General features: G+C 44.8%; 17 protein-coding genes and 1 tRNA gene. 13 read left to right on the top strand and 5 right to left on the bottom strand.

The genetic code is table 11. From position 1 onward, the window contains the following. The first annotated feature begins 315 nt into the window (after positions 1–315). The 7 genes from AC5JP1_RS10355 (at position 316) to AC5JP1_RS10325 (ending at position 9,825) form a co-directional block, all read left to right on the top strand. Positions 316–1,530 carry an MFS transporter gene (locus tag AC5JP1_RS10355; protein WP_493844062.1) on the top strand — a complete coding sequence of 405 codons (1,215 nt, stop codon included), beginning with the start codon at positions 316–318 and terminating at the stop codon, positions 1,528–1,530. 150 nt (positions 1,531–1,680) lie between these two features. Then, on the top strand, positions 1,681–2,469 hold the full coding sequence (locus AC5JP1_RS10350) for an arylesterase (RefSeq protein WP_493844061.1): 789 nt from the start codon (positions 1,681–1,683) through the stop codon (positions 2,467–2,469). A 51-nt stretch (positions 2,470–2,520) separates the two neighbouring features. After that, positions 2,521–3,234 carry an ABC transporter ATP-binding protein gene (locus AC5JP1_RS10345; RefSeq protein ID WP_493844060.1) on the top strand — a complete coding sequence of 238 codons (714 nt, stop codon included), beginning with the start codon at positions 2,521–2,523 and terminating at the stop codon, positions 3,232–3,234. Further along, positions 3,234–5,828: an ABC transporter permease gene (locus tag AC5JP1_RS10340; RefSeq protein WP_493844059.1), complete on the top strand. Its 2,595-nt coding sequence runs from the start codon at positions 3,234–3,236 to the stop codon at positions 5,826–5,828. The genes AC5JP1_RS10345 and AC5JP1_RS10340 overlap by 1 nt, the downstream gene beginning before the upstream one ends. A gap of 233 nt (positions 5,829–6,061) precedes the next feature. Then, complete coding sequence (locus AC5JP1_RS10335) at positions 6,062–7,417, top strand: putative phage abortive infection protein (RefSeq protein WP_493844058.1); 1,356 nt, start codon at positions 6,062–6,064, stop codon at positions 7,415–7,417. Positions 7,418–8,015: 598 nt separating this feature from the next. Next, complete coding sequence (locus tag AC5JP1_RS10330) at positions 8,016–9,338, top strand: valine--pyruvate transaminase (RefSeq protein WP_493844057.1); 1,323 nt, start codon at positions 8,016–8,018, stop codon at positions 9,336–9,338. 100 nt (positions 9,339–9,438) lie between these two features. After that, the gene (locus AC5JP1_RS10325; protein ID WP_493844056.1) at positions 9,439–9,825 is read left to right on the top strand and encodes a hypothetical protein; all 387 of its coding nucleotides are present in this window, start codon (positions 9,439–9,441) and stop codon (positions 9,823–9,825) included. Between the two features lie 89 nt (positions 9,826–9,914). Here AC5JP1_RS10325 and AC5JP1_RS10320 read toward each other — a convergent pair whose 3' ends face one another. From AC5JP1_RS10320 to hisB, 4 genes are all read right to left on the bottom strand, one after another. Continuing rightward, on the bottom strand, positions 9,915–10,820 hold the full coding sequence (locus AC5JP1_RS10320) for a DJ-1/PfpI family protein (RefSeq protein ID WP_493844055.1): 906 nt from the start codon (positions 10,818–10,820) through the stop codon (positions 9,915–9,917). A gap of 406 nt (positions 10,821–11,226) precedes the next feature. Continuing rightward, positions 11,227–11,595: a hypothetical protein gene (locus AC5JP1_RS10315; protein WP_493844054.1), complete on the bottom strand. Its 369-nt coding sequence runs from the start codon at positions 11,593–11,595 to the stop codon at positions 11,227–11,229. A 192-nt stretch (positions 11,596–11,787) separates the two neighbouring features. Then, positions 11,788–12,423, bottom strand: coding sequence for an imidazole glycerol phosphate synthase subunit HisH (gene hisH / locus AC5JP1_RS10310; protein WP_493844475.1), 636 nt, complete (start codon positions 12,421–12,423; stop codon positions 11,788–11,790). 8 nt (positions 12,424–12,431) lie between these two features. Next, positions 12,432–13,079, bottom strand: coding sequence for an imidazoleglycerol-phosphate dehydratase HisB (hisB, locus tag AC5JP1_RS10305; RefSeq protein WP_493844053.1), 648 nt, complete (start codon positions 13,077–13,079; stop codon positions 12,432–12,434). A gap of 415 nt (positions 13,080–13,494) precedes the next feature. Here hisB and AC5JP1_RS10300 point away from each other — a divergent pair, with 415 nt between their 5' ends. From AC5JP1_RS10300 to AC5JP1_RS10285, 4 genes are all read left to right on the top strand, one after another. After that, positions 13,495–13,917, top strand: coding sequence for a hypothetical protein (locus AC5JP1_RS10300; RefSeq protein WP_493844052.1), 423 nt, complete (start codon positions 13,495–13,497; stop codon positions 13,915–13,917). Positions 13,918–14,040: 123 nt separating this feature from the next. Continuing rightward, positions 14,041–14,116: transfer RNA gene (locus tag AC5JP1_RS10295), tRNA-Phe, on the top strand. A gap of 192 nt (positions 14,117–14,308) precedes the next feature. Then, complete coding sequence (locus AC5JP1_RS10290) at positions 14,309–14,809, top strand: DUF4385 domain-containing protein (protein WP_493844051.1); 501 nt, start codon at positions 14,309–14,311, stop codon at positions 14,807–14,809. A 42-nt stretch (positions 14,810–14,851) separates the two neighbouring features. Beyond that, entirely contained in the window at positions 14,852–15,559 is a 708-nt protein-coding gene (locus tag AC5JP1_RS10285) for a phosphoglycolate phosphatase (RefSeq protein ID WP_493844050.1), read from the top strand. Between the two features lie 61 nt (positions 15,560–15,620). On the opposite strand, the gene AC5JP1_RS10280 is transcribed toward AC5JP1_RS10285, so the two are convergent. Continuing rightward, positions 15,621–17,150 (bottom strand): YifB family Mg chelatase-like AAA ATPase, encoded by a 1,530-nt coding sequence (locus AC5JP1_RS10280; RefSeq protein ID WP_493844049.1) that lies wholly within the window; start codon positions 17,148–17,150, stop codon positions 15,621–15,623. Between the two features lie 314 nt (positions 17,151–17,464). On the opposite strand from AC5JP1_RS10280, the gene AC5JP1_RS10275 reads away from it, so the two are divergent. After that, positions 17,465–19,915: a penicillin acylase family protein gene (locus AC5JP1_RS10275; RefSeq protein WP_493844048.1), complete on the top strand. Its 2,451-nt coding sequence runs from the start codon at positions 17,465–17,467 to the stop codon at positions 19,913–19,915. 318 nt (positions 19,916–20,233) lie between these two features. Further along, positions 20,234–21,790, top strand: coding sequence for an oxygen-independent coproporphyrinogen III oxidase (hemN, locus tag AC5JP1_RS10270; protein WP_493844047.1), 1,557 nt, complete (start codon positions 20,234–20,236; stop codon positions 21,788–21,790). Positions 21,791–21,820: the final 30 nt, after the last annotated feature.

Genomic DNA, 21,820 nt, shown 5'->3' with positions numbered 1-21,820 from the left:
TGTTCGTATAATAGCGTCAAGTCTTCTATGGGAGGCTTGACGCTATTTTTATTGCGCAATGCTATTTTCTGACTATAGATGCCTTTTATTTGGATGCTTTCTATATAGAAATATTAGCCAGCAGATTTGTCTGTATTGCTTCCTGCAAAATTTTCGAATGCTGATCGATACTATCAATGATCGTCTCGGTCTGTTTCTAGGTATCAGTTTCTAGTATCAGTTGCTAGGTAAAAGCTCTCTGGTGTTGTTTTACAAGTGACGATATGCCGTTGCTGTCTTACAACGATTCTTTTTTATTATCATCGTTGTATCGCTATGTCTACCTCGCCTCACCTACCGTCACCGCGTTTTACATTTTGGCTAGTCCTATGTGCCATGATTCTGCTAGCGACCAATATGCGCGCACCTATCGTTGCACTCGGCGCTATCGCTCCTGTGGTACAAGAGGCATTAGATATCTCCGAGTTTCAGATTGGCTGGCTAGGCGCTGTTCCTATGCTGAGTTTCGCCGTTGGGGCACTGATCTCACCAGCGATTGCTAAACGCTTCGGGCTTGAGAATACGCTGATTGTGATGATTGGCCTACTGACCACGGGTATGATGATTCGTACCGTTATCCCAACATGGACAGGATTTTTGGTAGGTACGTTGTTACTAACACTAGCTATTGGCTTTGCCAACACGCTGGCCGCGCCTATCATTAAGCAACGTACACCCAAGCATATCCCGCTGATTACGGGTTTGTTCAGTTTAACCATGACCGTGACCGCAGGGATAGTCTCAGGGGTAGTTCTGCCTTTATCTGAGCGAGTAGGCTGGCAATGGGCGCTAGGCGGTTGGACGATTTTAGGGGTTTTTGCCTTATTGATTTGGCTATTTTTGCGTGTGCGTCTTGGCTCATCAAACCATCAACCCATAGTCTCGACAGACCCAGACGCCTCTGATATTTCGATGTGGCGCACGGCCTTTGCGTGGCAGATTGCTGTTTTTATGGGGTTACAATCATTATTGTTTTACACTGTTGCCAGTTTTTTGCCGTCTATTTGGGTCAGTAAAGGATTATCTGCTGTGAGCGCTGGACAAATGGGTTCTGTGTTTCAGTTTATGGCGCCCATCTCTATTTTGAGTCTCACATGGCTAATCAATCGCGGTCGTCCTATACAGGCACTCGCTGTGTTTGCCGCGGTGCTCAATGTCATTGGGGTGCTGGGCGTCAGCTATCTATCCACGGAGTTGGCGTGGCTCTGGTCAGCTCTGATGGGGATTGGCTGCTCAGCGATTTTTACCTTAAGTATGATGCTGTTCTCCCTACGAACCTATACCACCAATCAATCAAGTGAGCTGTCTGGTATGGCGCAAACCGTCGGTTATTTGATTGCATTTTTTGGCCCGCTAGGCACAGGTTGGCTCCATGAAGCGACTGGTAGCTGGAGTGTACCTCTTTTTATTATGCTGATACTGATGATTGCAAACGTGGTGATTGCGTGGCTTGTGAGTCGTCCAGTGATGGTCGATGGCAAATATATTTGATTATAAAATTTTAAATACTCTAAATAGCACTCTCTACAAGTCTTTGATTTCTAAAGCGCAATAAACCTGTCTCTAAATTAACCTTAGGGCAATATTGGTTGCTGTCTTATTTTGCTACACTGGTTCGATTGCTTATAGGACACAACTCCCATGATGAACTCCCCTTTACGTTTCTTGCCTGCTATCGTCACGCTCGCGGCTGTCATGGCTATCAGTGGCTGTCAGAAAGAAACGGAAACTACTGAATCTACCAACACCACTGAAACACAGAGTACGAGTACTGAAACGACTAATAGTCAAGCCAATACGACGTCTGTAGACACTAATGCCGACGTATCCACCGATATCCAAGTCAACGACGCGTCCCTGACTATTTTGGCGCTTGGTGATTCGTTGACAGAGGGTCTTGGGGTGGATAAAGATGATAACTACCCCGCGCAGTTAGAAGATCGTTTGCAAGCCATGGGGTATAAGAATACCGAAGTCATCAACTCAGGGCTGAGCGGTGAAACCAGTACCGGACTGGTCAATCGTCTTGACTGGGTGCTACAAACCAAACCTGATGTGACGATTTTGACCATTGGTGCGAACGATGCCATACGTGGTATTGACGTGGCGACCATTGAAGCCAATATCCGCACAGCAGTCAAACAATTACAAGACAATGGCAGTGTCGTCATCTTGGGCGGGATGTCAATCTATGACAACTTAGGCGATGACTATGTTGCCGCGTTCTCAGATATCTATCCTCGCGTAGCAAAAGACATGAACGTCACCCTTATTCCGTTTTTTTTAGAGGGTGTGGGCGGTGATCGCGCGCTCAACCAAGCGGATGCGATTCATCCAACGAAAGAAGGCTACACCATCATCGTCAATGACAATATCTTGCCTGTCTTAGCACCCACGCTAGAAGAAGTCACAGCAGCCGAAACGCCTTAGACCGACATGACCGAAAACACGACAAACGAGACCACTTAACGAGACACTGTAATGACATCACCTTCGACTGCCAAATCAACACCGCCAGTAGATACTAAAAAAGCCGCCCTACTCACCGCCTCACAGTTAAATAAAACCGTGCAAGTCGGCGAGCAAAGCCTGTCTATCATCAAAGACGTCGATATCTACGTCAACGCTGGCGAGTTTGTGGTCATCATGGGCAAATCAGGCTCAGGCAAATCGACCTTGCTAGGACTACTTGCCGCATTGGACTACCCCGATAGCGGTACGGTGTCGCTGGCAGATCAAACGCTCAGCAGTTTGGACGAAGACGCGCTTGCCGTTATTCGTCAGCAGGATATGGGCTTTGTCTTTCAGTCATTTCATCTACTGCCAACACTGACTGTCGCCGAAAATATCGCATTCCCATTGGATATTGCACGGCGCTCAAACCCAGCGCGGGTGGACGAGCTGATTGACGCGGTCGACTTAGGTCATCGCCGTCACAGCTTACCCAATCAGTTATCAGGTGGTGAGCAGCAGCGTACAGCGGTGGCAAGGGCATTGGTGTCACACCCAAAGATTGTGTTTGCCGATGAGCCGACAGGGAATCTCGATGAGCAAAATGCTGATCAGGTCATGCAGCTATTATTGGACTTACGCCAGCAGGTTGGCTCGGCGCTGGTCGTCGTGACGCACGATCCTGCACTTGCCGAGATGGCAGATCGCGTCATTACCATGCATGATGGGCGGATTGTAACCTAATGAATCAACGCACAGACAACCAACCAACTGACACAAAAAGCGCTGATACCAGCATGCTCAATCAGCTTTTCACCAAAACCTTAGGCTCGCAAGCACTCAGCCGTAGCTGGTGGCAGCGCTGGGTCTATCCTGTCCTGTTTTTGTTGACACTCACCTTATCGCTTGCGACCTATCTGACCCTCGACTCGGTACAGCAGTCTGTTGATCGCTATATCAATGACAATCAGCGTGCACTCGTTGGTGGCGATTTGATTTTGAACGGCAAGCAGGATTGGTCAAGCGACGTATTGACACAAGTAGACACAATCCCTGACACGCAGGTCGTATACGATTATCAGTTTAGCGCCATGCTGGTCACTGATGAGCAAACCTTGCTTGCCCGCGTCAAAGCCGTCTCACCGTCCTACCCTTTATACGGCGACGTTGAGCTGGCCTCAGGACAGCCGCTATGGGATCAGCTAACCGCTGATAATGTCGTCGTCGCCCCAGAAGTGCTGAGCAGCCTAAACGCCAGTGTCGGCGACAGTATTGCTATTGGTGATGCGCAGTTTACCATCAGTGATGTGCTGACCAAAGAGCCTGACCGACCTTTGACCGCGTTTGGTTTTGGCGGGCGGGTGTTGATGAAACAAGATGCCTTGGCAGCCACCAACCTACTCGGTCAACGTAGCCGGGTCAATTACCGTATTGAGATAGCAGGTGATCCCGAGCTGATCACCACGCAGCGTGATTCGTTCACAGATATTCTGACCAATTATCCTGATATCGAGCTCTCTGACGCTGAGTCGGCGGACACCTCTGTGTCCCGTATCTCTGACAATGTATTGATGTTTTTAAAGCTCTTGGTCATTGCGGTATTGCTACTCTCTGCGGTCGCCATGTACGGCGTCATTAGCGCCTTTGTCACCAAGCAGCAATCAAACAATGCGATTCGTTTGGCGTTAGGCGAGCCGCTTGGCTCACTCAAGCGCAGCTATTATCAACTGCTTATTGTCACCACCGCCATCGCTTGTGTTGCCGCGATTGCCCTGAGTTTGGGCTTGCTTAAAATCGGTCAGCCGTACCTCGTGGCTATTTTGCCTGCTGACGTTGGTCTCGCTATCAATCCAATCAGTGCAATCAAGACCATATTCATTGCCTTAGCTCTGACCCTACTGATAGCGCAGCGCGGCTTAAGTACGCTAAATACCACCAAACCCGCAACCCTACTCAATCAAGGGGCGAGCTCGCAGACGCAAAACCTGCCGTGGTATCGACGCGTACCATTACTGTGGTATGGACTGGTGCTGGCAGGGCTGTATGCCTTCTTTGCTTATGAAGTGGGCTCGCTATCATTAGGGGCGCAGTTATTGGGCGGCTTGATTGGCTTTGTGGCGATATTTTGGCTATTGGCGCGTGGGTGGCTATGGCTGCTTAATAAGTTAGCGAGCAATACCAAGGTCAGCTGGATGCAGCGTATCGCCATTCATAATCTGGCGCGTAAGGGCAATCAATCCGCATTGTTCTTTGTCACTTTATCACTATCGGTCGCAGTGCTGACGCTCATTACTACACTCAACCACAGTATCAATGCGCAGTTTATCAATGCCTATCCTGAAGACGCGCCCAATCTGTTTTTGCTCGATGTGCAAAGCGATCAACATGATGAAATTGATACCATCATTGACGCACCTGTCACCTATTATCCCGTCATTCGCGCGCGTGTGGAGACGGCGAACGATGTACCGGCAAAAGATATCGAGCCTGAGGATGGCTTCGATGATCCTACGCGGGTGTTTAACTTAAGCTACGCAGATACGGTGATGGATACCGAGTATATCGTTGACTCGCTCACAGACGATGCGCTGTATACGCCTATCGATGATGCCGATCAGCAAGTCAAACCCTTATCTATCTTGGACACTGCCGCCAGTATGCTCAATGTCGGTATGGGCGATCAGGTACGCTTCAATATTCAAGGTATCGAAATCGTCGGGCAGATTACCAGTATTCGCACGCGCTATGAGCGCGGCCCAAGTCCTTACTTCTATTTCTTGTTTGAGCCGTCTGTGCTGTCCGCTGCTCCGCAGATTCAATTTGCTACCGCGCACGTATCAGAAGATGCCATTCCAGATCTACAAGGCAAACTGGTACGCGAGTTCCCTGCTGTCACGACCATCGATGGCACTGCTATTGCCAAGCAAATACAAGAGCTGGTGGTACAGATGAGCCGCTTGGTCTATGTGTTCACCTTGCTTGCCCTACTCACTGGGGTCATGGTGCTGATCAGCTCACTACTGTCTACGTCACAAGATCGCATGAAAGACAGCGCGTCATTTAGACTACTCGGTATGCAAAAGCGCGACCTGTATATGCTCAATATCTTGGAGCTGGGTGTGCTTGGTATTAGCGCAGCGACCTTTGCCGTTGTCATCGCCAGCGTGGGCGCATGGGCAGCTATCACGCAATGGTTTAATCTACAGTTTAGTGTGCCGTGGACGAGTCTAGCTATTGGTGGTGTGGCGTTAGTCGTATTACTGTTTGCTATTGCCATTATTTATGTGAGATTGGTGATTGGACGCGGGATTATGGCAAGGGTAAGGGCGATGATTTAAGCGTATTCGATTTTAGTTTTAAACGGAAAAACCCCTTAATAGGGGTTTTTTATTCGCTAATATTTGTCGGTCTAGGCGACGACATAGTGATTATATAGTTAATATTGAGTTTATGAGCATAATTTAATATAAATTTATTTCCACACTTATGTCTATTTATTTGATTAATGTAATACACTTACATTCTGTAAGAATATACCTATCTCTAAAATACTTTCAAAAAGAAGATTTAAATGCCAACATCTAAGAAAAAAAATATATCATTTTCGATTATAGGCTTGATAGCATTCTTGATTATCACTTTTTCCTTAGGCCTATATTTTTGGAATTTTCATTCATACGGACTAAGTAATAAGACAGCTGACTGGGCAAGTTTTGGTGCATACGTTGGAGGCATATTGGGTACTTGTTTTGCTTTCGCAACATTCTGGATGCTTTTCTCAACCTTCCGCTTGCAACAAAAACAATCTGAAAATATTGAAGTCCAGAAATTTGAAGCGACTTTTTACTCTCTTTTAGAACTTCATAATCAAAAATTGAACAACTTAGACTTAAATATAGATAAGTTGGCAATACTTTTTGACAATAATCCATTGGTAGGGAAAGTATTCGATATATCTGACGCTACCTTTACAGCACTACCTGATTATTCAGTTCTTCAAAGTAAGGAGGAAAATTGCGAGACAGATATAGATTACTTGAAAGAATTGCAAAGAGAGATTTTAGAAGATATTGAGATATCGCAGTATTTTAGAGTTTTATATCAACTATTAAAATATATTGCTAGAAATAACGTAAAAAACCTTGATCATAATTTTGATGTTAAATATTTGAGTGATCAAAGTAACTTGAGTATTGAATATGAAAAAATGTATTCTAGTATTGCCAGAGGATTCGTACCTGTAGCACTTCTACCTATATTAGCTTTAAACTGTATATACACTCCAAAAGGACTTGAAAACCTTGATGATTATCAAGCTCTACTTGAAAGATATAACTTTCTAGAGCACATACGTTTCGATTTATTGCCTAAGAACTTAGCTACTTTCGTAATCCTAAATAATTATAGTTATGCCTTAGTTCATAATGAAAGAAATGATGTGGTAGCTTCTGAGCTAAAAAAGAAATACGAAAGATATCCTTTACAACCAAACTCATATTTTTTGCATTCTTCTATTACCGATCTACCTTTAACTACAAGCACTGTACTTAAGACACGTAGAGAGAAATTGGAAGACCATTTTGATAGTCTAGGCAAAGGTTTTTATAGCGATGAAGCTACTATTCATGAAGTAGTAATATTTTATATTTCTAATGTAGGTACGGCATTATTTTACACTGCTATTGCTATGTATATACTTAAAAATATTCATACTATTTACTTGCCAATTGAATGCTTTCGAGATCTTTTAATATTTTTCTCAATAGGAATACCACTATTAATAGCAATATATACGTTCTGGATTACGATGGGTAGAATCGCTGTAACGTTAGGGAAAAGAGATGTTAGTTATCCTTGGGCTTTTTTAATAATTGTAACCTCTCTAATACTTTTCGGATTTTTGTTTATAGCAAGTACATGGCTTTAACTTCTTGTATATTAGAAAAAGTAACAAACATTCCTGAGTATATCAAATCAATAAGTCTGGATTAGTAACATCGTAACCTAATAGGCTGCACTTATAATCGATGAGCCTAGTAGTAAAGCTTAACTTATTTGGTACATTACGAATTTACTCCGTCATCTAAAGAATACGAAAAGTTTACTCAACCTTGCTTCAAATTTTGCACTTACAAACTTTTAATTAGTTATCAATAGCTGTTTTAAGGCTATGTTTAGCCTCGACAGTAGCGAGTATACTTATGTGACTGCTGGCTTGAAGGGACTTCGCTGAGAAAGTTATCGAGGCGACAGAAACACTATCAGCTTTTAATCACCGCGCCAGTGGGCATATACGATATGAACGGATAGCGAGATTAGCTCCAAGAAACCCAGCCTTTGAAACCTCAAACCAAAACGCCTTCTATTCACCTAGAAGGCGTTTTTTGCTTCACAACCTGTATAGACATATAAGTCAATATCTGCCCCGCACTTTGCTTATTTTATAGTCCTCATTTGCTATACTAGCCCCACTTTATCGGTTAAATACCCACTTATAACACCCTCCCAAACAGCATGGTAGCCTTATGAAATTCTCAAAGTTCGGTCAAAAATTTACCCAGCCTACTGGTATCTCACAATTGATGGATGATCTGGGCGACGCGCTAAAAAGCGATCAGCCGGTCAACATGCTGGGCGGTGGTAACCCTGCCAAAATTGATGCCGTCAATGAGCTGTTTTTGGAGACTTATAAGGCGCTTGGTGTTGATAACGATGCAGGCGTGCCCAACAGTAGCGCGATTATTAGCATGGCAAACTACTCTAATCCGCAAGGGGATGCGGCATTTATCGACGCCTTGGTTGGCTTCTTTAACCGTCACTATGATTGGAACCTCACTTCAGAAAATATCGCTCTGACCAATGGCTCGCAAAATGCCTTTTTCTATCTGTTTAATCTATTTGGCGGTGCTTTCACTGATGAGAAGAATAAATCTGTCGACAAATCCATTCTACTGCCATTGACTCCTGAGTATATCGGCTATAGTGATGTGCATGTGGAAGGTCAGCATTTCGCAGCCGTATTACCGCATATCGATGAGGTGACTCATGATGGCGAAGAAGGCTTCTTTAAATATCGTGTGGATTTTGACGCGTTAGAGAACTTGCCAGCGCTAAAAGAAGGTCGTATCGGCGCGATTTGCTGCTCACGCCCGACCAACCCGACAGGCAACGTGCTCACCGATGATGAAATGGCGCATTTGTCCGAGATTGCGGCGCGCTATGACATTCCACTGATTATCGATAACGCTTACGGTATGCCCTTCCCGAATATCATCTATTCTGATGTCACTTTAAATTGGGATAACAATACAATCCTTTGCTTTAGCCTGTCCAAAATTGGCTTGCCCGGTATGCGTACGGGTATTATCGTGGCCGATGCCGAAGTGATTAAGGCAGTGAGCGCGATGAATGCTGTGGTCAATCTAGCACCGACCCGCTTTGGTGCTGCGATAGCCACGCCACTGGTCGAAAACGACCGTATCAAGCAGTTATCGGATAATGAGATTAAACCGTTTTATCAACAGCAGGCGAAACTCGCTGTGACGCTATTAAAAGAAGCATTAGGCGATTATCCGCTGATGATTCATAAGCCTGAAGGTGCGATATTCTTTTGGTTATGGTTCAAAGACTTGCCGATTAGCACCCTTGAGCTGTACGAGCGCCTAAAGGAAAAAGGCACATTGATCGTACCAAGCGAGTACTTCTTCCCTGGTGTTGATGTCAGTGACTATCAGCATGCACACGAGTGTATCCGTATGAGCATCGCCGCCGATGAGCAGACGCTAACGGATGGTATTAGGGTGATTGGGGATGTGGTGCGCGAGCTTTATGATGAGGCTAATAGCTGACATATAAACTCAAAGTCTGATAACTATGTACCCAATATTTTTACTTTATGGCATATTTATATTCTCAGCTACTTTTTTGGTGTGGGTCTTAATAGGAATTATGACTGACTTTGCATTTTTATTTTTTCCAAAAATATCTGCAAAAGTTTTAAATAAAAGAATAGTGATTACATCTGCCAAATTCTCCTATCTGGGTGACGTACATGAGCTTTTTATTAAGTATCAATATGAGTTCGAAGGTGTCATTTATACCAGCACATCATTGAATGCTTTTGGAGGCGTGCGTAGTTTTGGTGAAAACGGAGTTAGAAAGGCAGTAGCTCAGTCGATAACTTCAGAAGACAGAATAGCTGTCTATGTCTGCCCTTTTTACCCGAAGCTAGCTTATGCTTTGCCGTTTGGATGGAGTAAATTTTTGGTGTTGCCGATAATTGCTGTGGTATTAGCTTTGTTCCTTTCCTCAGGTAACAAACTAGATATCTTTTGAGTTACAACAAAAAACGGACTTATTAATAGTCCGTTTTTTTATACTATGAAATGATCTATTTTATTTTAAATAAACGGTTTGCCACCCTTTTAGCTAAGCGCTTTTAGTAATTCATTAGCACTTAGTTTACCAAACTCATTGGCAGCTAATGGTCCATCCCCCGAGATCAGCTTTCTGTCTTGATGAGTGCTACCGGTAGCCAATTTATTGCTAATAGTGACGCCTAGGTCTTCAAGCTTATCCCCAAAATACCATGGCATCGTACCAGGCAGATAGCCAATTTTTGGCATTTGCTTATCCATACCAGTGGGGAACGCTACCATCTCATAACCTTTAAAGATAAAGTCGTGCTCGGACTTATCATCTGCCTTATCAGAACCGGCTAGATTGGCGGACAATAAAGCGGCAGGTCCATGGCAAATCGCTAAGGTAAACAAGTCACTCTCATGGCCCCAGCGTAGTAATTCGCCAAGGTTCTTGTCCTTAGGCAAGCCTAGCATCGCGCCATGACCACCTGGAATAAAAATCGCTGCATAGTCGTCGCTATCGGCCATTTCATTTTTAACAAAGTCAGCAATACTTTTCGGACTCTCAAGCTTTGACTGATACTCAACGTATAATTGTTTAACGTCGTCATCGTCTTCTGGCATCGCCCATTGCTCAACTTTGACAGACGCTCCTGTTGGCGTAAAGGCGTCCACGTCAAAACCCGCTTTTTTAAAATGCAATAAGGGCACCATCATTTCAACAGGGTGATTGCCAGTATCAAATTTTTTACCATTTTCCATAGTCATGTATTGCTGCTCGGTACAGACCATGAGGATTTTTTTATTGCCCGTATACGGCGTGTCATACTCTGTGTTGTCATAATTGGTTTTACTTGGGGCCGCCAATTTCAAAGATGACTTGGAAGGAATATATACCCCCGCTTCGGTTTCTTGTGCTTGCAACCCTAACGTTTCTTTTGCATTGTCTAGTATTTCTTGGATATTCATAGTGCTTCCTAGTTATTATTAATTATGGAGGATCGATACCAAGTCAGGCTATATCTAAAGGCAGTATCTAAAGACAATGTGCTTAGGATATACGCCGATACCGCGACTCTTTATTTTAAAATAACAAACTGAGAAAGGGTTAAACAGACAAGACTTTTTATATTTCGTAAGCTTTGTAAAGAGAGCGTGTTTGATCTGTCAAATCACAACCGCTGCAATAGCTACCAATTTAGGTAAAAGCTATTTTAGAAGTCATTTGTGTGGATGTTCTTATAGGAATACTGCTCTTGACGAACAAATGCAAAAGCATGCTATCAAAGCGATTGGCGGAAGTGTTTCGTGAGCTTTATAATTAAGCACAAAGCAAATAGTCATAAGTTCAAACGACCAAATAAAAACGGACTGATTAATAGTCCGTTTTTTTATGGCGTTTGGTGATTGAAGTAGATTTATTGGTTGGGTGAAAGACCGTCGTCCATTTATTGAGCGCAAAGAGCACATAAGATAGCAGACAGGTATTAATCAAATCACGGATACTCGCGATAATTTGAACACGGCTTAGACCTGCCATACCTAGCGTTTCAAGAGTCTTTTGATTGTCTAAATACTCGCCCAACAGCGCAATGCCAGTCACAACAATCAAAGCGATAAATGCTCTGATATTTTGGCTTTTGATGATAGGACGCAGCACAAATAAGCAAAGTAGATAGACCCCGATACCGACATAGATGTGCAAGGCATCTTTGGCAAGGTCAGTTGTTTCCACAACATTCATTTTAAAGGCATTAAAATCCACTGAGGTATTCCAAATATAAGCGAGCAAGAAGTAATTGAGCGTATCATCAAACAATAATAACTGAGAATCGACAACTAAGAATGACAACAGCAGAAAATAAAAAAGGTAGATTATACAATTGATAATCTACCCTTTGCTAAATTAAATATTCAATTTATATTTATCGTTTATCTATATATTCCACTCTACAAAATTCTTGAGCAGTTGCAAGCCAGCAGTATGGCTTTTTTCTGGATGGAACTGGGTGGCGAATAGATTGTCTTTGATGACACTGGCACAGAACGGTTGACCATAGTCACATACCGCCGCGACTTGCGCACTATCAGCAGGCTCGCAGTAATAGCTATGTACAAAATAAAAATGCGCGTTGTCCTCGATACCGTGCCACAGCGGATGATCGGTATCCATCTCATTGATAGTATTCCAGCCCATATGCGGTACTTTTATCGTAGCGCCTTGCTGGTCTTTCCACGTCGGATCGAATGCTTCTACCGTCCCGTTTAAGATGCCAAGGCAATCTGTGCCACCATTCTCAGCGGATTGCTCAAACAATGCCTGCATACCCACACAGATAGCCATGACGGGCTTGTTGAACACTGCTTGGCGTATGACATCATCGATGCCAGCCTCTCTCATACCAGCGATACAGTCGCGCATGGCGCCGACACCAGGGAAGACGATCTTATCTGCTGCCGCTACGATTTTTGGGTCATTAGTGATAGAGACGTCTGCGCCAACGACTGACAACGCTTTGCCAGCCGAGTGCAGATTGCCCATGCCATAATCTAGTAATGCTACTTTGGTCACTTTAGCCATTAAAACGCCTCTTTGGTCGATGGCAAGGTGTTCAATGCACGCTCATCATATTCACAGGCCATACGTAACGCACGCGCAAAGGCTTTGAAGGTTGATTCGATCTGATGATGACTGTTTTTACCTTTAAGATTATCCAAATGTACGGTCATCCATGAGTGATTGACGAACCCATAAAAGAACTCACTGAACAAATCAACGTCGAAGCGGCCGACGTGCGAGCGGGTGAATGGAATATCCATGTGTAGCCCTGGACGACCTGATAGATCAACAACCGCACGGGTCAGCGCCTCGTCTAGCGGCGCGTAGAAATGCCCGTAACGACGGATGCCTTTTTTGTCGCCCAATGCTTTGTTGAATGCTTGACCCAGCGTAATACCCGTATCTTCGACACTATGATGGTCATCGATAAAGGTGTCGCCAACACATTTGATGTCTAGGTCAAACAAACCATGACGCTTAATTTGATCAATCATATGATCCAAAAATGGCACACCCGTGTCTACCACGCCTTTGCCCGTACCATCGAGGTTGACTGTACAGGTGATTTGCGTTTCGGCGGTGATACGCTCGACAGTCGCAATACGCTCAGGGCGACCATGTAGATTTAGGTTTGTTGTTTGATTTTGCTCAGTTGCATTGGCTGTCATGGCTACTCTCTATCGGTTCTTTATCAGTGAAAAGCGGTCAATAAGTAGGGCAAAAAATACCCATTACTTTATATTATGTTTTCTGCTAGCACTCTAATCAGCACTAGCGTTACAAGTATTAAAAAATGATATATACAAAAGATATCAATATATTAGGGTTTATACGTACTTAATATTATGTAGCCTCATCATAGCAAACCCTAACATTTACTGCCACGCTCAGGGGCCAAACCATGCACAAAATCACCTCATTCTGCTAAAATAGTGTGTTGAGTATTATCAATCATGACTTGCACCAACTTTTAGATACTCTATTCTGTAGCCTACTCTTTATAACGTTGTGCCATGTTATGACTTTGTGCTGTGCCGTACTATACCCTTATACTATAAAAACCCTTTATTTATAGGAACCACTATGCCTTTAGAAGCGATCGCCATCAATAGTTTGGATGCACCACTCATCAAAAAACCATCTCGCGATAATGAGCTAGCAGAGCGTTTGCAGGCATTGTACGATAGCGATGACACACAGCCTGATGGTACTGAGGTGTTAAATATCGTTGAGCAAGGATTTAAACGTGGACAGACCCTATATGTCGGTATGTTCAATGACAAGCCTATCGCTGCGGTTGGGTGCTTTGATGATGGGCAGACCGATGCCAAACGTTTGCAGTATCTCACAGTACATCCAGAGAACCGTAAACGCGCCATCGATGCCAAATTTATCAAATTGGTCTATGATGCGGAGGTCAAAAAAGGCGTCCGTGAGTTTGTTCCTGCTGACACTGATATTCACCGTATCATGAGCGAGTACGAACTGCTGCGCGTAAAAGACTAAACTGAGCGCCAAAACGGTTGATTTTGCCGATATCTGATTATTTATCGTCTTTTATTAGATATAATTCAAAAACAGCTTGACAGCGACGCGTATATTTAGTTTAATAGCGACCTCAACGAAGACGGCTCGATAGCTCAGTCGGTAGAGCAACGGATTGAAAATCCGTGTGTCGGCAGTTCGAACCTGCCTCGAGCCACCATTCGTTAATAGAATTCTAAAAAGCCCCGAACAGCGATGTTTGGGGCTTTTTTTATGCCTGTTATTTATGCTTGTCGCACACCGTCACTATTGCATAACATTTCTATCCTGTTTTCTAAACAGCTTGGCTCAGTATACTCAATAACCATATGTGAGTAGAGACCAATTATAATAAAGAACAAGGGTAGCCGTTATGAGAGAATTTGATTACGACTTAGATTACAAAAACTTAGATTTGCGCGCGCAGCCTGAATTGTATCGTGTGGGTCGCGGTGAGCAAGGGGTGCTACTCGTAGAACCTTATAAATCTGAAATCCTACCGCATTGGCGCTTTGCCACGCCTGATATTGCTAAGGAGAGCAGTGAAGCCATTTATCAGATGTTTTTGGACTACTTGGCCGACGATGATTTTGTTGGTGCAGATATGGCGCGTAAATTTATTCAAATGGGCTATACCCGCGCTCGTCGCTATGCCAATCACAAAGGCGGCAAAAAGTACAAAGGCGCGGTCCCTGATGATAAAAAAGGTCAAAGCGGTGCTCATGGTCGCGAAGAATTGCCAAGGCAAATCGAGGATCCTATCAAAGCAGAGTCTGCGCGAATCTTTAAGGTTAAATGGGATGAGTGCCGAGAGAATGAAGATTATCTAAGAATGAAAAAAGAGCATCGCGAACGCTACAAAGATATCGAGTAACTACAAGAGCAAACGCAAACCCATTAACCAATAGGCAAAGCAATGAGTAAAAAAGAAATGAACAATAACGACAAGCAGCTTTTGATCTTTGATTTTGATGGCACACTCATTGATAGCGTGCCAGACTTAGCCGATGCGACCAACGCTATGCTGACCACCCTTGGCAAGGAAACCTACCCTATCGAAACCATACGCAATTGGATAGGCAATGGTTCACGGTTGCTGGTAGAGCGCGCGCTGGTGGGTAAAGTAGAGGTGGCAGACAGCGAGTTAACAGTTGAGGAAGCCGATCACGCAGAACGCGTATTTCTTGATGCGTATAACAAGCTAAGCGGTAGCAAAACTGTCGCCTATCCAGATGTCGATGAAGGACTCAAAAAACTCCATGGCGCTGGCTATACGCTTGCCTTGGTGACTAACAAACCCATTCGTTTTGTCCCAAAAATACTACAGTCATTTGGCTGGCAGGATTTGTTCAGTGAAGTGATGGGCGGTGATAGTTTACCTGTCAAAAAACCAGACCCAGCGCCCCTACTACACGTCTGCGATGCTCTCAATATTAATGCTGCTCAAGCAATAATGATTGGCGACTCTAGAAACGATATGTTGGCTGGACAAAACGCCAATATGGATACGCTTGGACTGTCTTATGGCTATAACTACGGACAAGATATTCGTGAGCTAAACCCGACCGCAGCATTTGATAATTTTGCCGACTTGGTTGCTTGGATTATGGCAGATAGCATTTAATCCGTAATAATATCTGCCTAGTGCTTAGAAGGGCTTGCCAAAAAATCTGCTAAAACCAAGGTTACGCTTTGCTGCGATAGCTCAGCGCCTCAGACACATGGGCGCTATTAATATCAGTACTATTGGCCAAGTCAGCGATGGTACGAGCAACTCGCAGTACCCGATGGTAACCACGAGCAGAGAGGTTCAAACGCTGCTGGGCAAGCTGCAATAGTTGCTTTTCACTATCACCCAGCTCAATGTACTGATCGATCTCACTAGGGCTCAGTTCGTTATTGACTTTTTGTTGCCGTTTTAACTGCTGCTGATGCGCAGTCGCTACTCGAGTACGCACTTGTTTAGACGTCTCACCTGCCTGCGTGTTTTGCAAGTCAGCAATAGGCAGCGCTGGTACGGTGATATGCAGATCAATACGATCTAATAGCGGCCCTGATAATTTGTCTTGGTAGCGTTTTATTTGCTCAGGTCGACAACGACAACGCCCTGAGGTATCACCATCATAACCGCACGGGCAAGGGTTCATAGCAGCGACCAGCTGAAAGTTCGCCGGAAAGGTCATTTGAGAATTGGCACGGCTAATGGTAATTTGCTTGGCCTCTAACGGCTGACGCAGCACCTCAAGTACGCTGCGATCGAACTCTGGTAACTCATCGAGAAACAAAACGCCCTTGTTCGCCAAAGTAATCTCGCCCGGCTTGGGTCGTGAGCCACCACCAACCAATGCGACGGCCGATATCGTATGATGAACCTGCCTGAACGGCCTTGTCCCATAGTCATAATCGCTGTCTGCCACTGAGTACGTACTGGCAACTTCTAGCGCATCTTCATCGCTCAGATCAGGCAGTATCGTCGGCAACCGTGATGCCATAAGCGTCTTCCCCGAACCTGGCGGTCCAGTAAACAACAACGAATGACCACCAGCTGCTGCAATCTCTAGCGCGCGTCTGGCATGATGCTGTCCCTTAACATCCGCTAAATCTACTTGATACCCGACATGCTGCGGTGCTGGACGGGGCTGCACTACTTCCAAGCAGTCATAAGTTGCACTTGGGTCAGTCAAGGATTGTAGATGGTCGCAAACTGCCTTTAGACTCTGCGCGGCCAGTATCGTCACGCCATCGACGCGACTGGCCTCACCCCCATTATCAACTGGTACGATAAGTTGCGGTGTCTGCGATAGTTTTGATGCTAGCCCTTCCGCTTTGATCGCGCGAGCAACTGCTAAACTGCCAGTGACCTGCCGCAGTTCACCGTTAAGTGCCAGCTCTCCTATAAACTCAAACTTTGATAACACCTCTGGCTCAAGCTGTCCGCTTGCCGCCAATATACCTATGGCTATTGGCAAATCTAAACGTGCACCATCTTTAGGTAGATCAGCCGGAGCTAAATTAATCGTGAGACGCCGATTGGGAAACTGAAACCCTGAATTAAGAATAGCAGAGCGCACTCTGTCTTTGCTCTCGCGTACAGCTGCTTCAGGCAGACCGACGATGGTCAACGCAGGTAACCCTTGCGACAGATGAACTTCAATGATGACTTTGGGAGCATGCAAACCGACGACTGATCGGGTATAGACTTGAGCAAACGACATCAGTGTTTTCCTAATATTAGGGGGTAATTGATGATAGAGTATTATTTATCAGTGCGCAAATGTCGTGTTTTATCACTGGTATAGTGAGTAAATAGTATTATATGATGAGCAAATGTTCTTTTAATTTTGATCCTACTGGCTAAAGACTGAGGCGTGTTTGATACCACTCTTGTTTGCTGCTCAGCAAACATCAAGTCACTACTAGCGTTCAAAATCAATCCGAGCATTGGCAATAAAAGGATTTTATTGTCTATATAAAGCGGCTTCTTGCTATCCGCTTTATACACACCAACTAACCATGGATGGATAAGCTTATGAGCATTGATATGCTTCCTCAGCGTGTGCCTAGGCTCGCGCTACTCACAGTGGCTGTTTCTGTAGGACTGTCTGGTTGTTTCACAGATGGCGATGACGATCCCTTTGATTCTGAGACTACCTACGCTGCAGATATTCAGCGCACTGAATTTGGCATTCCGCATATTACCGCACAGGATTATAGAGGGCTCGGTTACGGCGTAGGTTACGCATTTGCGGAGGACAACATTTGCTCACTAGCACGTGAGGTCGTCGTAGCCAGCGGACAGAGCATGCGTTACCTCGGTGACGACGGTGACGTAGACAGCGACGTTTTTTATACTTGGTATAACTCTCCAGAGAGACGTGCTAGTTTCTTGGCCGCTCAGGATCCCGAGACTATTGATGCTGTCACAGGTTACGCTGCTGGCTATAGCCGGTATCTACGTGATACAGGGGTTGATAACATCAATCCTGACTGCGCTGGCGCCGAATGGGTACGTGAGATTACGATTGATGATTTGCTGACTGTCTACGGCAAAGCAAACTTGCGCGGCGGCTTGTCTAACTTTGTCAGATCTATCGTCGCAGCAGCACCGCCTGATCAAGATATGACTATGGACAGCAGTAGAATGCGTACTGTCAGCCCAGAGCCAGTAGCTGATTTCGATAATTCAACAATCAATGCGATGAAAGGTGGTAGTAACGCCTACGCATTTGGCAGCGAGGTAACCGGTACTGATAGCGGTATCTTGTACGGCAACCCACATGAGCCATGGGAGGGCGTACAGCGCTTCTATGAGTTTCATTTGACCTTGCCAGGTGAGCTCGATGTGATGGGCGCCGCTCAACAAGGCCAGCCCTTTATCAATATCGGTTTTAATAAAGATGTGGCATGGAGTCATACAGTCTCTACCGCCAAACGCTTTACCCTTTATCAGCTTAGCTTGGTAAATGGTGACCCTATGAAATACAATTATCAAAATAGTGACGGTGTGTTTGAGCAGCGTGATATCGAAGAAGTCGAGGTAACGATTCAGTTGCCAGATGGCGGGGAGCGCGTTGAGTCTTTATATCTATCTCAATATGGGCCAATGTTGAATGTAAAAGCACTAAACGATCAGCTGCCTAACTGGGGTGATAACAATCTCGCTTATACCATTCGTGATGCGGCATCTGAAAATCCGCGTGCCCTCAATCAATGGCGTAGTATGAACAAAGCCACGAGCGTCGAAGACCTAGTCGATAGAATGCAAGATACCCTTGGTCTTGGGTTCGTTAACACCATTGCCACTGATCGCTACGGCAAGGCCTTGTACGCCGATATTTCAACCGTACCGCATGTCACCAAAGATAAGCTTGAAGCTTGTAGTGCCAATGCTGGTCCATTCCTTGGCGCGTTGATTGCAGCAGACTTGCCAGCACTCAATGGTGCTAGCGCTGCCTGTGAATGGGGCAATGATGCTGACTCGCCGCAAGCAGGTATTTTTGGACGCTCAAACCTGCCGTTTTTGATTCGTGATGATTACGTCGCCAACTCAAACGACAGTTACTGGTTGAGCAATCCACAGCAGCCACTGACTGGGTTCTCACCGCTCCTACGTCGCCGTCTAACACCATTCTTAGGACCCAATGCAGTAGAAGGCGTACCGTTACTGATGCGTTCGCGTATGGGACTGACACAGATCTCAGATCGACTGAGCAATACAGACCAACTTGGTGGCACCACCTTTAATCTAGATAATATGCAAGACGTGGTCTATGGCAACCGCAGCTATGTTGCTGAGCTCGTACTCGATGATGTATTGGCAGACTGTACAACCAACCCTATGATGCCACTGACTAGCGGTGGTACTATCAATGCCACTCAAGCTTGTAATATTCTGAGCAATTGGGATCGCCGTAACAACCTAGATAGCAAAGGTGCTCATGTATTCAGAGAGTTTTGGCGCAGCGTCGACTTTACTGAAACTACAGATGATGCCTTCAATGTGAAGTTCGATATCAATGACCCTGTCAATACGCCACGTGACCTGATTATCAATGATAATACACGTCAGGCATTGGGAGATGCCATTAGCTACTTCAATGACAAAAATATCGCCCTTGATGCCTCTTTGGCAGACTTACAGTACGTCATCGATGCAGGTAGTAATAACGAAAAAATCTCTATGCATGGCGGACTTGGACGCGAAGGTATCTTCAACGTCGCTCAAGGCCCAGGACTCAATGAAGATGGTACTTATAAGCCAATCACTGCTGGTCCTACCTATATGCAGACCGTAACTTTTGATAGCAACGGCCCTGTCGTAGAAGCGTTACTGGCATATTCACAAGCCTCAGACAGCACGCGACCGTATTACCGTGATCAGACACGCCGTTACTCAGCCAAAGACTGGATACGCTTGCCTTTTAGTAAAACTGAAGTCAATGACCAAGCGGTTGGTGGTACCATTCAACTGAGAGAGTAGCATTGGCAAAATGAAGTAGATAAGTAAAACAGAAATATAAAAACCTCAGCCCAGTGCTGGGGTTTTTTTTATCCAAAGTGCTGGGGTTTTCTGTGTCAAAGTAACCGCTGTATTTTAATAGCTGAGCACACTGACCAACCACCCCACTGGCAATAAGGATTTGTTATACTAACCATCATAAATTCGGTGATAAATACAGCTACCAATAACCTGCTCAAATGTTTTTATCAGCTTTCTAAAAATAAGACTAGCATTCACTTACTGAACGACTAACCATATAAGAATCCGTATGTTCGGCGTTAAAACGAGGAATATCGCATGACAGACTACTCAGAACAACATACTCAACAGCCTTACAACCGTGCGGACGACTCGCCCACCACGGTGCGCCCTGTTATGCAACCAGATAACCCTTATGCCAGCATCCGCGGTAGCATCACCAGTAAGCAACTACCCCCGTTCGATGAGAGCATCATCAACAAGTATAATCGTTCAGGCCCACGTTATACCTCATACCCAACGGCGTTAGAGTTCACGCCGATACCGGACAGACTCGAAACGACTGCTCTTGAGACAAAAATTCTTCAAAATCGTGAGTCGCGCGCGCCACTATCTTTGTATTTTCATATTCCGTTTTGTCGTCACCTTTGCTATTACTGTGCCTGCAATAAAGTCATTACCAAAAAAAACAGCGACTCTGGTGACTATCTACAATATCTAATCGCTGAGATTGCTTTGAAACGTCGCTTACTATCTGCGCCAGATGGCAGCGAAAAACCACTGGTCAAGCAGCTCCATCTAGGCGGTGGTACACCCACTTTTTTGCGTGATGAAGAGATAGTACAGTTATGGGAGTTTCTGCAGACTCAGTTTGAGTTTTTACCTGAAGATGAAGGTGATTACTCTATCGAGATTGATCCACGTGAACTGGGTGACAATACCCTACAAACGCTGCGCAACCTGGGTTTCAATCGTATCAGCTTGGGTGTACAGGATTTGGATGAAACGGTACAAATCGCCGTCAATCGCGTGCACTCAGCAGAAATGATTGAAAATGTGTTAAATGAAGCGCGTAAGCTTGGTTTTGGCTCTATTAATATTGACCTCATTTACGGTTTACCGCATCAAACGCCTGATACTTTGGGCAACACTGTACAGCGTATTATCGAGATGTCACCAGATCGTCTGTCAGTCTTTAACTATGCTCACCTGCCCGAGCGGTTTAAAGCTCAGCGTCAGATCAAAGATGAAGACCTACCAACTCCAGCTGACAAACTTGCCATGCTCGGCAATACTGTCAATACACTGACCGAAGCTGGTTATCAATACATTGGCATCGATCACTTTGCCAAGCCTGATGACGAGTTGGCTGTTGCCCAGCGCCAAGGTAAATTACATCGCAACTTTCAAGGCTATACCATCATGGGCGACTGTGATTTATTGGGCTTTGGTGTCTCATCTATCAGTCAGATTGCCAATAGCAACACCCGCTATATATTGCAAAACGATACCGATCTACACACCTATCAAGCTAGAATAGACAAAGCAAAACCTAACCCTCTGATTATGCCTGCTGTAAAATATATCAAGACATCTATCAGAGATCGATTGCGTGAATATGTCATTATGAATCTGCTCTGCCACGATTATCTCGACTTTAAAGATGTGAACCAAAAGTTTGGTATCGATGCCATTACTTACTTTATTGATGAGATTCAACAATTAGGGACGATGCAAAACGATAGACTGATCGATATGGATGCAGCAGGTATTCGTGTCTTACCAAGAGGACGCCTGCTTGGTCGCAATGTCGCCATGGTGTTTGATGAGTACTTGAAAGATAAACACAACGGTCACTTCTCAAAAGTGATCTGAGCTTACGACTCAAAAACCACTTATCAGCTA

The sequence above is a fragment of the Psychrobacter sp. H29 genome (assembly GCF_059073055.1).
Note: the sequence above shows the minus strand (reverse complement) of the source record. Positions and strands in the feature narration are given on the sequence as shown.